14 protein-coding genes are annotated in these 15,314 nt (G+C 45.4%); 1 reads left to right on the forward strand and 13 read right to left on the reverse strand.

The features are described from left to right. Positions 1–168: 168 nt before the first annotated feature. The 6 genes from BBD42_RS25520 to BBD42_RS25545 all read right to left on the reverse strand — a co-directional run bounded on the left by BBD42_RS25520 (position 169) and on the right by BBD42_RS25545 (position 6,676). The gene (locus tag BBD42_RS25520) at positions 169–1,398 is read right to left on the reverse strand and encodes a cytochrome P450 (protein ID WP_099520448.1); all 1,230 of its coding nucleotides are present in this window, start codon (positions 1,396–1,398) and stop codon (positions 169–171) included. A gap of 219 nt (positions 1,399–1,617) precedes the next feature. Further along, the gene (locus tag BBD42_RS25525; protein ID WP_099520449.1) at positions 1,618–2,505 is read right to left on the reverse strand and encodes a TetR/AcrR family transcriptional regulator; all 888 of its coding nucleotides are present in this window, start codon (positions 2,503–2,505) and stop codon (positions 1,618–1,620) included. A 272-nt stretch (positions 2,506–2,777) separates the two neighbouring features. Then, the gene (locus tag BBD42_RS25530; protein WP_099520450.1) at positions 2,778–3,959 is read right to left on the reverse strand and encodes an MFS transporter; all 1,182 of its coding nucleotides are present in this window, start codon (positions 3,957–3,959) and stop codon (positions 2,778–2,780) included. Positions 3,960–3,981: 22 nt separating this feature from the next. Continuing rightward, positions 3,982–4,791, reverse strand: a complete 810-nt coding sequence (locus BBD42_RS25535; protein ID WP_099520451.1) for an HAD family hydrolase — start codon at positions 4,789–4,791, stop codon at positions 3,982–3,984. Then, positions 4,784–5,560: a DeoR/GlpR family DNA-binding transcription regulator gene (locus tag BBD42_RS25540; RefSeq protein ID WP_099520452.1), complete on the reverse strand. Its 777-nt coding sequence runs from the start codon at positions 5,558–5,560 to the stop codon at positions 4,784–4,786. The genes BBD42_RS25535 and BBD42_RS25540 overlap by 8 nt, the downstream gene beginning before the upstream one ends. Positions 5,561–5,800: 240 nt before the next feature. After that, positions 5,801–6,676 carry a LysR family transcriptional regulator gene (locus BBD42_RS25545; RefSeq protein ID WP_348272609.1) on the reverse strand — a complete coding sequence of 292 codons (876 nt, stop codon included), beginning with the start codon at positions 6,674–6,676 and terminating at the stop codon, positions 5,801–5,803. A 128-nt stretch (positions 6,677–6,804) separates the two neighbouring features. On the opposite strand from BBD42_RS25545, the gene BBD42_RS25550 reads away from it, so the two are divergent. Continuing rightward, positions 6,805–8,238: an MFS transporter gene (locus tag BBD42_RS25550; protein ID WP_099520454.1), complete on the forward strand. Its 1,434-nt coding sequence runs from the start codon at positions 6,805–6,807 to the stop codon at positions 8,236–8,238. A gap of 99 nt (positions 8,239–8,337) precedes the next feature. On the opposite strand, the gene BBD42_RS25555 is transcribed toward BBD42_RS25550, so the two are convergent. The 7 genes from BBD42_RS25555 to BBD42_RS25585 all read right to left on the reverse strand — a co-directional run bounded on the left by BBD42_RS25555 (position 8,338) and on the right by BBD42_RS25585 (position 15,314). Next, entirely contained in the window at positions 8,338–8,925 is a 588-nt protein-coding gene (locus tag BBD42_RS25555; RefSeq protein ID WP_099520455.1) for a DUF1349 domain-containing protein, read from the reverse strand. Positions 8,926–9,087: 162 nt separating this feature from the next. Next, positions 9,088–10,074, reverse strand: a complete 987-nt coding sequence (locus BBD42_RS25560) for a cysteine peptidase family C39 domain-containing protein (RefSeq protein ID WP_099520456.1) — start codon at positions 10,072–10,074, stop codon at positions 9,088–9,090. Positions 10,075–10,119: 45 nt separating this feature from the next. Beyond that, positions 10,120–10,878, reverse strand: coding sequence for an enoyl-ACP reductase FabI (locus BBD42_RS25565; RefSeq protein WP_099520457.1), 759 nt, complete (start codon positions 10,876–10,878; stop codon positions 10,120–10,122). A gap of 55 nt (positions 10,879–10,933) precedes the next feature. After that, positions 10,934–11,632, reverse strand: coding sequence for a 4'-phosphopantetheinyl transferase family protein (locus BBD42_RS25570; RefSeq protein WP_099520458.1), 699 nt, complete (start codon positions 11,630–11,632; stop codon positions 10,934–10,936). Between the two features lie 10 nt (positions 11,633–11,642). Continuing rightward, positions 11,643–12,926: an ACP S-malonyltransferase gene (gene fabD, locus BBD42_RS25575; protein ID WP_172455624.1), complete on the reverse strand. Its 1,284-nt coding sequence runs from the start codon at positions 12,924–12,926 to the stop codon at positions 11,643–11,645. 136 nt (positions 12,927–13,062) lie between these two features. After that, positions 13,063–14,127, reverse strand: a complete 1,065-nt coding sequence (locus BBD42_RS25580) for an HAD-IIIC family phosphatase (protein ID WP_237163233.1) — start codon at positions 14,125–14,127, stop codon at positions 13,063–13,065. A 14-nt stretch (positions 14,128–14,141) separates the two neighbouring features. Further along, a complete protein-coding gene (locus BBD42_RS25585; protein ID WP_099520461.1) occupies positions 14,142–15,314 on the reverse strand; it encodes an acyl-CoA dehydrogenase family protein in 1,173 nt (390 codons plus the stop codon).

Raw genomic sequence — 15,314 nt, forward strand, 5'->3', positions numbered from 1 at the left:
ATCATATTCAATCATTTAATTGGATAGTTGAATAATGTGCATTTTTAATTCAGCAATGCCTTATATATGCTCTAAAGGCTTGGTAATCCTCTGTATGCTAGAGAACGGCCGGAACATGTCTAGCACATTCCGGCCGTTCACTAAGTTACGGTATTTGTTAATCTATGATTAAAGGATCTTCATCGGCAAATGGGTTAACGACTGTCCTACGGCGGAAGTTGTAAGATGACGCTCCAGGTCAAAGGAGTCAACCGCTTCAATTCCAGAAACCTGCTCCACAAATGCCTTCAGGGCAATGTTCAGCTCCATCCTTGCCAAAGGCGCACCTAGACAAAAGTGAGGGCCATTGCCAAAGGTTAAATGCTTTTTGTTATTGGCACGATGAATATTGAGCTCAAACGGATTTTCAAACATGCGCTCGTCCATATTCGCCGCACTCATCCACGAGATGACAACGTCACCTTTTTTCAAATGGACCCCTAACAGATTGTTATCCTGCTTAACTGTACGATGTCGTTTGGAGCAGTGGAATCGATAGCGAAGCATTTCCTCAACCGCTTGAGGAGCCAGATTCGGATCTTTTCTTAATTGCTCATACAACGGTTTTCCTTCATGCAAAAAAGAATAGAACATGCTGGAAATCGTGTGGCTCGTTGTTTCTATCCCTGCTCCCAGCAAAAGCATCGATGTCCGTACCACTTCGTCTTCGGTGAATTTTTCCCCGTCTACCTCTACATTCAATAGATCCGAAATAATATCATCGCCAGGATGTGTCCGCTTATGAACGACCATAGGATATAAAAATTGATAATATTCCTGCGCGGCTGCCTGTTTTTTCAATTCAATCTCTTCTGCGTTCTCCTCGCCGGCCGGCTGAAACAAAATGTCTACCCAGCCTTTAAAAAGGGTGCTATCCGTAAGAGGAATGCCCAGCAAATCAGCCATAACCATTGCGGGCAGCGGGGTTGCCAGTGCCTGAACGATATCAATTGTCGTATTTGGTTCAATGTCCTCTACCAGCCGCTTTGCGATGCTGTTGATGCGAGGCTCCCAGTTTTTTAAGCTGCGGGGGGTAAAAGCTGCGGATAACAAGGAGCGGCTCTTGAGATGGCGCGGAGGGTCTATGCTTGAAACATTCAGTTTATCCGGAGGTGTCCCCTCCTTGTTCTTCGCTCCTACTAAAACCGTAGTCCTAGACCCTTCGCTTGAGAAATATTCATGCTTGCTCAGCACCATCTTGACATCGTCATACCTGAAGACATTCCAAGTGTCGGTGCCTTCATGATAATACACAGGATGTTCGGATAGCATTTTCCGATACCATTCGAGCGGAAAAAATTCTTCCGATCTTGACTGAAACCGCGAAATTTCATGAACCGCAATCACTTCTTTGTACATAAAGATGCCACCTCCGGATTAATTACATAAATTCACAAGCTAGAGCGTACTCATTATTCCATTTTTCAAATGCCTGGTTCGGCACTTCCATACATCACACAATAATTATACCATTCGTTCATTTTATTGGAATAATTCGTAAGAACTATTTGGAATTTCTCTGTAATTAAGGCATCTATTTTATACGATTAGTTCAATTTAGTGCTTAATCCGTTTAGTTCATTTCGAATGCGGTCTGCTTTGCTCCATATACCACCAGCATTCATTGGCAAGCTTTCTAGCTTCATTCTGATAGACGCTGGACTCAAATTCGATTTGAAAGGCCTTTAATACTACTTCCAACATCGATATATTCAGCTCAGCATCTATAACCAACGACAGAAGTCCTTTTGTAAGCTCTTGAGCTTTGGTAGCTGCTTCCCCTTGATGAATGGAATGACTGAACGTCTGAAGCTCAGCCACTAGGCTGGCTTTATCCAGCACGATTGGTTTGGACAAGGGGTTGATCAATGCAAGGTTGTCAGAATCAATCATATGTTCATGCCTCTCTAGCATGGCTCTCAACAAAATTTCGACATAATTCAACAGCTTGGGTACGAGATTTTTCCAATCCGGCTGTTCGAGGCGGAAGTTCCGCCATGTATTGGAAATTTGATGGATCATGCCCAAACAAAAAATGGCTCCTTCAAAGGTATAGGCTTTTAATTCTTCTCCATATATTTGGGTCAGCCTTCCCGATAGCCAGTCCAACTGGATTCGAGTCAGATGCTGCAAATCCAACTCCCCTGAATATAAGCCTGTCCAAAATAATTCAAGAACACGCTGCTTTTCCGGGATCGTAATCGGAACTACAAGTTGGTCGACAAGCAAGTCGAAATCCGAGGCATAGCTCAAGGATTCCAAATCTTTTCGAAGAATCATGTCTTCCTGCGTACGTTGTTCCAAAATCGCCAGGATGCAATCGTCCTTAGAACCGAAAAATTTGTAAAAGGTGCCTTTGGATACGCCTGATTGGTCCAAAATCATTTGAATCGAAGTATTTGCTACACCATATTCCTCAAATAGCACAAGTGCTGTATCCAACAGTCTTTTTTTACGTTTATTCATAAGCTCCCCCTGGATTCTTTTGCATTAAGATGTATAAAGTGATTGTATCACCCAAGTGGGGAAAGAAAATAGAGCTACAAAAGCCTCATTCGAGACAGGTTCGGACCCTCTTCTTCAATGCTCCTATAGTGACGACTATTGCTGCACCATATCTGAGCCTTCTAATCATGGAGGTGTAACAACATTTGACCGGTGAAAAAACAAAAAAGAGTCCACTCTTATCATCAGACAAGAACGGACTTTTTTTGTTTTTTCGATTTTGATCCACCATTCTACGTGTTTAACTGATGAGGCTCAATAGACTTTCTCCCTGCATATCTACGAGCTGTGAGTAAAAAAACAAGCATTAGCAAAGCACAGACGACGATTACCCAAATCGTCATTGTGGCTTGCAAATAGTCCATGCTCCACCCGATCAGCAAGGGCAATACTGCACCTCCAACACCACCCGAAGCAATCAAAATGCTTGTTGTTTTTTTCGTATTTCCCACGAAAACACGGTTCGCATAGACGAGTACGACTGCAAAAATACCAGACAAGCATAGCCCAAGCATTAAAACAATAATAAACGCAAGGATCGTATTTTTGACTAGAGCCATACCAACCAGAAATACAATGACACCTAATGTGCTAGTGGCCAGATACCTGTTGTAGTTGAACTTCTCGGCAATTGCTCCCGAAAAAATTCGTCCGACAACCATGGCGATCCAAAAAAAGGTTACCGAAACCGTGGCTGCTGAAGTATCCAAATGATATTGCTGAACGAATATGGACGGTAGAAAATTAACTAAGCTGGTTTCAATGCCGACATACAAAAATACGAAGCAAATAAAAAAGGCATATTTTAAAATAGCAAATTGCTGTTTGCCCGTCTGATCGAGTGCTTCAGCATGTAGGGCTGGGGTTTGCTTTGATTTAGGGCTGCCAGGCTTCTTGCTCCAAAGCATGAGGTTTATTATGGCGAACACAATAACGATAGCAAATGACCAAATCCAGGAAACGTTGGCTATTAATAAGCCCGACATGATGGGCATAAGCAACGCTCCGAAACCAAACGCCACCTCTAGCCGGCTCATCATCACAGCCCCATTATTAGATGATTCCAACAGAAACGTCCCTATAACCGTTTGAGTCATTCCAAAAGCAAATCCGTTTAATGCAGCAAGCAGCAAAATCAGATACCAATAGGGCTGAAGCAATAAGGTGCTGTGTACAATAACTAAGCTGAGTACTGCCAATAATATGGTTCGCTGGTAACCCAAGCGTTGAGAAGCAAACGGAGCAAGCGTAACCCCAATAAAAAAACCAGCAAACTGTGAAAAAACCAATTGCCCGCCACTACTGTAAGTACGACCGTAATCGTGCAATATTTCCGGCAGCAATGCACCAAATACGACGGTCGCAAGCCCGACTAGAAAATAGCTCACACAACCTAACCACACCGCTCGATTCATCCAATTATCCCCCTTCAAAAACCTACTGTTGCAAGGAGCGGTTATAGGTAAGAATATGGTCTATCGCTTCGGCTACAGATTGAACGGTATAGCTCGCTTTCTGCTTGATTTCAGCGTGGCTGCTGCTCATCGCATAGCTGTGTTCCGTTATGGCGAACATGGACAAATCATTAAAGGAATCCCCTATGCACGCCACTTCACTTGGATGCAGCCCCAACTTACTCATCAGTAGGGATAGCCCTACTCCTTTGGATACATTTAATGGCATGACATCCAGACAATCTTTGTCTGAAATAAATGTTTCGATTGCCCCTGTAAAAAGATCATTTAATTCATTTTTCATTTGCATTAAATGATTTAGTTCTCCAAAGAAGGAAATTTTACTGCACCTCATTTCATTGTTGGCTAAGGCAGTTTCGACGTCGCCACGTTCGGTACAGGCCGTTAAAATGCGATTTTCATAGGAAAGCGAAGCTTCTGTCCGTTTCCTTATATAAAAAGTATCATCCGTACAATGAATAAAATTTACAAACTGTTCAAAGCTCCGCGTTGTTTGAAGCACCCGTGAAGATACTTCAGGCTCGAAAACATAAGAAGCCAGAAGCTCAATTTCCTTGTTATATACGGTTGCCCCGTTCTGTCCAATCGCATAATAACGTTCCGTCAACTGCTGCATGATCATCTTAATTTCTGAATACATCCTCCCGGATGCAATGCACAATTCCAAGTCCTCATTTAGTGCGCTCTCAATGGCATCCAAATCCCTTTTTTCAATTTGACGTGCATGATTCATTAAAGTGCCATCTAAATCACTAACAATCAGTTTAATCATGGTAGTCTTCCTCCGATACAACCAATAGCTCCACCTGATGCTCTGCAAGCTTTTCCATCATTTCTTGATTGGGCTTCTGGTTCGTAATCAACAAATCAACTGATTCCAAGCCTGCTATTTTGTAAAACATCTGTTCACCGAACTTCGTATGATCCGCTAATAAAATGACTTGTTTGGCCCGTTTAATCATCTCTCGCTTAACAACACCATCCTCCTCCTGAGGGTAAGATAAGCCCTCAGCCGTAATGCCGCATGCGCCAAGAAATAATTTATCAACATAGTAGTCGGACAGCTTATTTATCGTCGACTGCCCGAACAAGAAACGATGCCGCGGATGCAATTCTCCACCTAACAATATTGCTCTTGCCGATTTTTTTCGGGATACTACATCTGCGATATCGATCGAATTGGTTACAACGACAATGTTTTCGGAAGATAAATGTTCTGCTGCGAATTGAACCGTGGTGGACGCATCCATCATTATAAAATCTCCGTTTTTGACGAGTGAAGCTGCAAAATGGCCGATCTCGCGTTTCTCATCCGATTCTCTGACCAGACGCTCTTTATATTCGTAAATCGCTTTTTCTTTTGTTGGCAGCATAGCTCCACCATGTGTACGGATGATGAGACCAGACTCCTCCATCTTCAATAAATCTCTGCGAGCGGTATCGCGTGACACATTGAACTGCTGGCAAATATCTTTAATATCGATGCGCTGATGCTGATTTAAATGCTCAATAATAGCGTTTAACCGCTCCTCTTGAAACATGCCAATCCCTCCCTAAGTTCCTGATGAACAGCGTTCACTCGCAAATAACTATATAAGGCATCTTACATCATATAATAAGTATTTTCAATCACTTATCTTCTTTTATGCATCATTTTTTGCCGTAAAAATGGCTGCACAGGTTTATTCGCCTGTACAGCCATTCCTATAGCTGGCATCTCTGCATATTGGGGTGGGCGACCACCTTCAACGCTTCATTATTTACAGCTTGCTTCGTATCCCTCATGGAGAAGCTCCTGTTTTAAAATGCTGAATGATATATTCACGAAAGTTTATCGCTGCATGTGATAAGTATCGATTCTTCATCCACGCCAAATAAAAGGTCAATTGGCATGATGGTTTTTCAATTTCAATATAGGTAAGGTCGGAATACTCTTCACGAGAGCCTGCTGGCTGGAAGGCAATCCCTAATCCTGAACGAATGAGACTGGCAATTGCTGCTGGTTCATCGCCCTCACATATCGTTCGTGGGATGAAACCCGCTTCCTTGCAATAGGCGTCCATTAATTCTCTAAAGGAATATCCCTGTTTGAGGGAGATAAAATCTTCCTGGGCTACTTCATCGAGTGTAATCCGTGTAGTACCAGCTAATCGATGGGTTGGCGGCACCGCAATCATAATCTTCTCCGTAACGAGCGGCACATGTTTAATATCATCACGGCTAATTAATTCGGTTGTCAGAAAAAAATCAATCTCGTTGCGTTCAAGCAGCAGCAGCTTGTCCTGCTCTGTCGATGCCTGCGTAATTCTAAAATTAGCGTCTGGATATTGAGCTAAATAAGGAGAAAGTACATTAGATAACCGATTTAGCGTAGTAACGGCAAGAGCAATTCTATTTTGCTCCCGATGAGTTAACACCGTAACTTCTCTTCTTCCCTCTTCCAAGCTGGCCAAGGCGATGTTGACTCTCTTTAAATAGGCTGTGCCCTGTTCATTGAGGCGAATTTGCCTGCCTACCCGATCAAATAATGAGGCGCCTAAATCGTCCTCCAATCGCGATATGATCATACTGAGTGCCGACTGGGCGATATTTAATTGATTAGCTGCTTTGGTCATATGTTCCATACGGGCAACGGTTTGAAAATATTTGAGATGCATTACATCCAAATTCGTTCCTCCTTTCATTCATATGAATATAATTATGATTATATAATAATTTATATATTTTTATTAATTAATATTTTGATTTATACTGGGAATATTCTAATGCACTTTGGAGGTTGTCCATGGCACAGCAGTTAGCTTTCTCCGCTTCACAATCAACTGAAAACCCAGATAAGATGCTCCGCAAGGTGGCTTGGGTTGTCGCGCTTGGCGTGCTTCTCAATCCGCTCAATTCATCGATGATTGCCGTTGCTCTCCTGCAGATTGGCAATGCGTTTCAAGTCAATTTAGCAACCGTCACCTGGCTGCTTTCCGGTTTTTACTTAGCCGGGGCCGTCGGTCCCTCTCTTGCAGGCAAGCTATCCGATCTGTTTGGAGCCAAAAAAATATTTATGAGCGGGCTTGTACTCGTTCTAATTAGCAGCCTGCTGGCAATATGGACCCAAAACTTCGGCATGCTTTTGACGCTGAGGATCATACAAGCTTTAGGCAGCGCTGTTGCTTTTCCAGCTGGCATGTCCATGCTGCGCTCCACCGCAGCAAAGCATAGTGAGCAGGAGCATCCAGACCGAATCTCCTCGGCCTTAGCCCTCGTCTCCATTATGGCTAACGTCATGGCTGCATTCGGCCCAACACTTGGAGGCATTCTTGTCGGTTCTGTCGGTTGGCCGTCTATTTTTTGGATCAACATTCCCATTGCCTTGGCTACACTATTTATCGCCCGCCTATGGCTGCCCAATGACCAAGACCGGCAAACAGCGAGCAGCGAAGATGCCTTCCCTGCCTCCACACCAAACATTTGGTCACGTATCGATATTCCTGGCATTACTCTCTTTATGATCATGCTTACTACTCTAATGTTGTTTCTGTTATCCCTGTCAAAAGGAATGTCATGGTGGCTTCTTGGCTGCGCAATCGTATCCATGGTTGCACTTATAGTATGGGAGAAGCGGGCAGCAAATCCGTTTCTTAACTTGCAGATGCTTACTTCCAACTGCCGCCTGCGGTCTGTGTACGTTCAGTATATTGGAGTAAACATTGTGTTCTATTCGCTATTCTTCTGTATCCCGCTTTGGCTCAGTCAAGTGAAAGGCTTTGATCCGAAAACAACCGGCTTGCTAATGCTGCCTTTAGCTGGACTAGGTGTAATCATGACTTCCGTGGCAGTCAAGTGCAACAAGCGCTTCGGCTACCGTACAACGATTATCGCCGGCAATGGCCTCCTTGTACTCAGTACGTTGCTTCTGCTGCTTTTGGGCGATAACAGCTCAATGCTTATGATTGTTCTGATTAATGCTGCGCTCGGCATTCCAAACGGATTCAATAATATGGGCCTGCAAACTGCTTTATATGTCGTAACTCCAACAGAAGAGACCGGAGCAGCTTCCGGCTTGTATGTTACGTTTCGTTCAATCGGGAGCATCTTATCCACCAGCTTGCTGGGACTGTCCTTCGGCGGTGCGATTACATCTAGCGGACTGCACACCATAGGGCTTATAACAGCTGGCCTTTCTGTTGTCTTGTTCGTAACCAGCTTATCCCGCAAATTGATTTAAACGACCATGAAAAAAAGCTTGATTGAATCATCAAAAACACCCCGGAATCCTTATGGATTTCGGGGTGTTTTCCAAGTAAGCACGGCAACCTTATTCCTTTTATTGATGCATCTTCCACTTGCATTCTGTCATTTCTAACTCGCTAAATATAGCTTCAAAAGATGATTGTTCCGGGCTACAAGCATAAACGCCAAATTGTATTTCTTCTCCACCTTCGAACAAATGGAATATTCGCATTTGTTTATAAGTGATTCCATCATATGAATTTTCAATACAATAATCACTTACACGACGGCTTAATCGGTAATACATCGCCTTTACATTTGCCGGTATGTCCGTTGTCGCCCAATCCGAAAATCCATGGTTGGTGACGACACTTCCTAACCGTTGATAGTTATCATTTTCAAATTCAATAGACGCTTTAAACCAGTTTTCGCTGTTCTGATAAAGGATGACGCCGCACTGATCATAACGATGCTTACTGTCAAATTCCGTCTTCACGACAAACGAGAAATAGGGTTCGGCTGTTTTCAGCAATAAAGCAGGTGCAGAATCATTTTGAAAACCGTAATAGGTGCGCTGCCAAAGATCGGTTCCCGGCTCCGTCGTAATCGCAACCTTATGCGGTTCCACGGCATACTTTTTCGGTTCATTAAGCCAAAATGCATGTTGTAATTCATATTTCATTGTATAGATCTCCTTATTCATAATAATCAGTTTGAGATTATGCTCCTTAAAAATAGTATGACCTGAATCTACGAGGTTTGCTAGTCTTCTGATATGTACAAAATATACTGAAAAAAAACGCCAAGGTCGATGCCTTGGGCGTTTTTTTGATAGGGGTACATCCTAAGCCTTCATCTTCTCCAAACAGCTTAAAATAAAGGCTTCCTCCCGCTCCAAATTGTCCTGCAGCTTGGCATAGATGCTGCGGGGCAGCTTCTCGTCCTCTTTAAATCTGTATTTAATTACTAAATTTCGCAAGGACAAGTACCGCTGCTTCAAATCCGTGCTGGTGTCCAGCAGTTGCTGATCGTATAGCATATGTCCATGATCCATCAAATAGGCAAGGCGCTTCTCCATTAAAAGTTTGTGCTCATACAGCAGGTGATACGCACGCAGGTCAAATTTTCTATATTCAGATGATGAGGTATCCATATCCTGTGGATCTGTAAGAAGCCGCTGCAGCGCTTGAAATCCAAATTCGAACTGCTGCTCCACCACCATATCAAACGTAGGTTTGGAGTATAAATAATTTTGCATGCCTGCAGCGATTTGTGCCATGTCAATATGGCATTCAAAGTCTGTGTTGCGCTTCAAAAAGCGAATTTCTGTATAGAAATCGTATTCATCGGACACACGCCAATAACCCTCCTCCAGCTCCGAAAAAGGGCATTCCGCCGCTATAAACTGCTCCACAAAGTTGTCTGCGACAAGCGCCATATCCTTGTCCAAATCATATCCGTAAATTAATAGCTCATGCATATGATGGCCATTTTTGTACGAATCTGTCAAGGATATATAATACCGGTCTACGAAAATATGTACATAATAGCCAAGATCTATCGACTCGATAATGACATCCTTTAATGATTTTCCCCATTTGGCAATGACTATGGCCCGAGGAAGCTGATTATAGGATAGGCCGGGACAGATTTTGAGAAGGATATGGTGATTGTCAAAAGCGAACATTTCCCATAAATAAGCATATCTGATTTGAATAAAATTATTGAATACCCACCGCCATAGCGGTTCGCTTATGATGGAAAACAAGATTCCGTATGGGGTGTACGTGCTAACTTCCGGTTCCTGAAGGTAAAGCGCTTTTCTTGACATGACCTGCCTCCATCCGTTGTGTAATGGCCCTTTTAGACTGCTGCCCTAAAAAATATGACAGCCTGCATCGACATGGAGAACTTCACCAGTAATGCCTCTCGAAAGACGACTTAGCAAAAATATCGCCGCATCGCCTACTTCATCCTGATCAATATTGCGCCGCAGCGGCGCCTGCTGCTCCATGGCCGTCAGCTTATCTTGAAAATCAGCAATCGCTGAAGCTGCCGAGGTGAGCACCGGTCCAGCCGAGACGGCATTCACACGAATGCCATGCTTGCCTAAATCCTCAGCCAAGTAGCGAACGCTCGCTTCGAGCGCAGCCTTCGCAACGCCCATGACATTATAATTTTTCACGACACGACCAGACCCTATGTAGGTTTGCGTCACAATGGCGCCTCCCTCTTTCATTAAGCCGCGGGCCTGCTTGGCCATGGCCACTAATGAAAAGCTGCTGGCGTTTTGCGCCAGCAGGTAGCCTTCTCTCGTCGTGTCAATATATTCACCTTGAAGTTGATCCGCATAGGCGATGGAATGCACGAGGCCATGAATCGTCCCGACCTGTTCTCCAATGGCGCTGAATGCCTCTTCAATGCTCGCATCATTCAGTATATCGCATGGGACAATAGCTGCCGCCTCTATGCCGTGCTCCTGAAGCAGCTTCGTCAGTTTACGCAAAGACTTATCCTTTCTGTAAGTAAACACAAGCCTTGCTCCTTCTCGATGAAGCGATTTAGCAACTCCCCACGCTAAACTCTTCTCATTGGCAACGCCTGATACGACAATGGTACGGTCTTTCATCAGCATCAGCTCTATCTCCTCCAGGCAAGTTATATTCCTATAAGCAGCTAGCTGTTAATAATTAATGGAGCATGGAAAGCAGGCTTTCCAGCTCCTCATAATCCAGTTCTTTAAAGATGGGCTCCGTTTGCTGGAAGGTACATAGTGCCAGCGCATGATCATCATCTGCAAAGGTTTGCGTAAAATAAGCGGCAGACGCCCCTGCTTCAAGGCTTGCCGCCACTTCACCATCCTCCTTGATTAAAAAAGAAAAGGAGTCAAGCGGAATCGACATTCCTTTGCCTACTGCCTTGATATAGCTTTCCTTCAACGTCCACAGCTGGTAAAAATACGTGAGCTGGCGATTTCCAGCCAAACTCATCAGCATCTCATATTCAACCGGAGCGAAGAACCGCTCTGCTATCGACAAGTCTTGCGGCTTCATGAGCTCAACATCAATTCCGACCGGGCAGTCGCCGAAGGCGCAGACTACCCAGTCTCCGGAATGTGACACATTAAACTCGCAGTCGATGGCAGCGTTATCTAGCAGCGGCTTGCCAAACTCATTTTTGCAGAAAGAAAGCTCATTATTTGATAACTGCCACCGCTTGCTAATCGCAAGACGGGCCAAAATCTCACCCGTCAGCGATCGGTAAGCGTCAATCGGCCGGCGAAAGCGGCGGACAGCTTCTTGCTTGCTTTCTGAAACGTATTTCAGCATATCGGGGTAAAGCGCCGCAGCTTTCCTCTCATCCAGCCGCAGCATATAAACCTCTATCATGGATAAACTCCTATCGGGAAATTTTTTCTGCTAGACGTGAAGGAGCAAGATAGTCGTTTAATTCATAATACATGCCAGTCTCGTCAATAATTTGATGGAACCAGCGTGTCTGCTCTTCTACCGAAACCTTCTTCGTATCCAAAATGATTTTCAGCAAATCGAGCGCTGTTCTCATTTGTTCCAAAGATGGCTTCTCCCCTGTTTCCTCAAGACGATCCTGGATCTCCTGAATTTTGCGGTACGACTTCACAACCTTCTCCTGGTACTCCTCATTATCCCAGTTTTGGTTAAGGGTAGCTACTGCGACAGCCAGGCTTCGCGTAATAATCGTCGGGATATGCTTTCTTAGACCCGGATATGCGGCTAAAATTTGCTCGATTTTTTTGCGATCCTCCTTCGTGCCGTAGCAAAGCGCTTCAATTCCATCCACGTTCGCCTTCACCATATTGGTCAATACATTTTTAGGTCCCATTTCAACCGTAAGTGTAACGCCCTTATGTTTAAAATATTGCATCGTACGTTCCCATTGTACCGGGCTAGTTAAATGCAGCGCAAGATTTTGCGCTACTTTCTCCGAATGTGCCATCGGCTCGGCATTGCGGTTCGTAATGACCGGATATTTGAAAAAACCGTACTCCAGCCCGGACAATTTGTCCAATAATTGGTCAGCCAGCGGCTGCATAAAGCTGCAGTGGAACGGAGCACTCGCAAGCAGCGGCGTTGCCAGCCCGCCATGATTCGCGAGCCTATCCTCTAGTTCCATAACCGCGTCGCTTTCCCCGGAAATCGCGGTTTGATTCGGCGTATTATAGCAGGACACCCAAACCTGACGGCCCTCCTGCTCCATCGCTTTGCACTCATCCACAACCAGCTTGCGCTCAACGCCATCAATAATGGACATGGCTCCAACATCGCTTGACGCGACCTCGTCGGTCATTTTTCCCCGTTCGTGCAGCAGCTTCACCGCATCGGAAAAACGAATCGCTCCCGCGCAAGTAAACGCCGCATATTCGCCAAGGCTGTGCCCGGCAAGAAATTGCGGAACTATACCAATCTCCTGCATATAAACGCGGAAGCTGGCTACGCTTGATACGAGAATGGCAGGCTGGGCATTTTTTGCTTTGGAAAGCTCTGCAAGCGAGCCTTCAAAGCAGAGCCTTGCCAAATCATAGCCAAGCACATCGTTAGCTTCCTCGAACGTTTGCTTCACGATCGTATATTGGTCATAAAGACCTTTCGACATGCCGACAAAGTGAGAGCCTTGACCCGGGAACAGAAACGCCATTTTTTCCATTATTACTTCCTCCAATATCATATTAGCCGTATTTTTTCCGTAAACAGGCACGCACGACCACCTAACCTGCTATCCTGCTTTCAGCTATACCCTCTAGCCGATGTTCATCGTGAACCTGTTTTGTTTATTCATCCATTCATTCAACACGGCTGATTAAGGTGAGATAGTCTGGAGCACTTTGCAGATGGGCAGCATCATGCTCGAAAATGAGCAGTCCGTCCCGCTCCTCCACGTCCTTAAATCCGGCAAATTTATACGTAAGCAGCATCATGCGATTACGGTCTGTAGGCACAAACTCAGCGCGCAGTACCGCTCCCGCGTCATGCGCCATCCTGGCGATGTATTGAAGCATAACGCTGCCTACGCCTCTGGACATGACACGGCATGACATTAACAGCAGCTTAAGCGTCCAAATATTATCCTTGCATTCAAGCAGCGTTAAGCCGATTTTGCCATACGTGCCGTATTTATCCTCCAATTCGGAAATAAACAGCTTATGGTTCGGTGAATGGCGGAATGCATCCAGTTCCTCATAGGAATACGTGTAACCCGTTGCGTTCAGCTGATGAGTTCTTACCGTCAGCTCCTCCGCCCGCTTCAAATCGTCTCCCTCAACCGAAGAAACCGTAAACACCATACCCAGCGAAGCGAGAAAATCCTCCTGTGAGCCATCGAAGCTGGCTTCAACTTCATTGCGTACGATATCGCTCATGTACAGGCTTCTGCGGTTCCGGGAGTCCTCGGTAACAAAGGTTGGATTAAATTCCGGCCTTTCAAGCAGCCCTTCTGTGTCGGCAGCATCTATGCACAGGACGTCTGGATGGTTGAAGCTGACCTCTTCCCGCTCAAACGGCTGATCATCGATAAACGCAATCGTATCCATCCCAATATTAATCGATTCGACGATTGTCTTAATTGAAGAAGATTTGCGGTTCCAGCTGATTTGAGGGTAGATGAAATAATGATCAATGCCGAGCTCTCTCAATTTTTCCATCGCCACTTCATGCTCATTGCGGCTGGCAATGGACTGCAGGATGCCCCGCTCATCCAGCGTTTTGATGACGTTGACAATATCGCTTCGCAGCTCAACGGTAGTATCCTCCATTAAAATACCATTCCAAATCGTATGGTCCAAATCCCACACGACACATTTGATTTTACGCTTGGCCGTGTCCTTCTTCTCCTCAACATTGTACGCCACAGGCATTCATCTCCTTATGAATTGGCTGTTTGAGCCATTGTCCGCCCTGCTCGGCGGCTGGTCACGAACTGCTGCTCAGCAATCAGCATTTCATGCATCTGCGACGTTCCCTCGATGATTTCATTAATTTTGGCATCGCGGAAATAGCGTTCAACCGGAAAGCCGCTATGACAGCCGTTCGCACCATGAATTTGCACCGTATCGCTGGTGATTTTGCCCAGCATAGTTGAAGCAAAATATTTGGCCGTCCACGTTTCCATAATGCTGTCGGGATCGCCGCTATCGCGTAAATATCCGACTTTATAACAAAGCATTCTAGCCGCTTTCACCTGTACGGCCATTTCGGCAATCATCTTCTGAATCAATTGATTGTCCCGAAGCGGTCGTCCAAATTGGACTCTAGTGCTGCCGTATTCTAGAGAAGCCTCCAGACAGGCCTGCGCCAAACCGACACAACCGCACGCTATGGTGTACCTGCCGTAGTCGAGACAAGGCAGCGCGATATGCGTCAGTCCCATTCCGAGCTTGCCAAGCAAATTCTCTTGCGGAATTCGGCAGTCGGAAAGCACGACCTCGGCAATCATAGATCCCCTTGCACCGAGCAGGCCGGACATGGGCAATACCGATACCCCGATTCGCTCCCGCTCAACGAGGAATGCCGCTGGCTGGCCGCCCACTTTAGCGAAGATGAGAAACAGATCGGCAATTTGCGCGATAGTAATCCATTTTTTGCGGCCATTCAATACGTATTCGTCCCCGTCTAACTCGGCCGTTGTTTCAATACTCTTGGCATCGCTGCCGGCGTTTGGCTCCGTTAGTCCAAATGCTGCCAATGCGCTGCCGGTCGCAAGCTTGGGCAGCCAGTTGTAGCGCTGCTGCTCAGTTCCCCAGCGCAATATAGCAAGGGACACCATTCCGTGAACGGTCAACAAGCTTCTTGCGGACGAGCAGCCGCGACCCGCCTCTTCGTTAAGAATGCCTAGCGTGACGTTGTCCAGCTCCATACCACCGTATTTTTTGGGCAGCATCGATCCTAGATAGCCAGCCTCTGCCATTTTCCTAAGCATATCTGGATGAATACGCTCCTCGCTGTCATTGAGATCAGCTAACGGCACCATTTCGCTATCAACAAACGCGCTGAACTCATTTTGCCAATTTTCCTGTTCTGGAGTCAGTTCAATTTTCAT

This window comes from Paenibacillus sp. BIHB 4019 (genome assembly GCF_002741035.1).
GTDB lineage: Bacteria > Bacillota > Bacilli > Paenibacillales > Paenibacillaceae > Pristimantibacillus.

Coding starts and splice junctions, on each gene's coding strand:
- fabD (WP_172455624.1), bottom strand. CDS start 12,926: ATGGAAAAAATGGCGTTTCTGTTCCCGGGTCAAGGCTCTCACTTTGTC.
- BBD42_RS25555 (WP_099520455.1), bottom strand. CDS start 8,925: ATGAAATATGAATTACAACATGCATTTTGGCTTAATGAACCGAAAAAG.
- BBD42_RS25545 (WP_348272609.1), bottom strand. CDS start 6,676: ATGCATCTCAAATATTTTCAAACCGTTGCCCGTATGGAACATATGACC.
- BBD42_RS25585 (WP_099520461.1), bottom strand. CDS start 15,314: ATGAAAATTGAACTGACTCCAGAACAGGAAAATTGGCAAAATGAGTTC.
- BBD42_RS25540 (WP_099520452.1), bottom strand. CDS start 5,560: ATGTTTCAAGAGGAGCGGTTAAACGCTATTATTGAGCATTTAAATCAG.
- BBD42_RS25565 (WP_099520457.1), bottom strand. CDS start 10,878: ATGCTGATGAAAGACCGTACCATTGTCGTATCAGGCGTTGCCAATGAG.
- BBD42_RS25530 (WP_099520450.1), bottom strand. CDS start 3,959: ATGAATCGAGCGGTGTGGTTAGGTTGTGTGAGCTATTTTCTAGTCGGG.
- BBD42_RS25520 (WP_099520448.1), bottom strand. CDS start 1,398: ATGTACAAAGAAGTGATTGCGGTTCATGAAATTTCGCGGTTTCAGTCA.
- BBD42_RS25535 (WP_099520451.1), bottom strand. CDS start 4,791: ATGATTAAACTGATTGTTAGTGATTTAGATGGCACTTTAATGAATCAT.
- BBD42_RS25570 (WP_099520458.1), bottom strand. CDS start 11,632: ATGATAGAGGTTTATATGCTGCGGCTGGATGAGAGGAAAGCTGCGGCG.
- BBD42_RS25550 (WP_099520454.1), top strand. CDS start 6,805: ATGGCACAGCAGTTAGCTTTCTCCGCTTCACAATCAACTGAAAACCCA.
- BBD42_RS25560 (WP_099520456.1), bottom strand. CDS start 10,074: ATGTCAAGAAAAGCGCTTTACCTTCAGGAACCGGAAGTTAGCACGTAC.
- BBD42_RS25525 (WP_099520449.1), bottom strand. CDS start 2,505: ATGAATAAACGTAAAAAAAGACTGTTGGATACAGCACTTGTGCTATTT.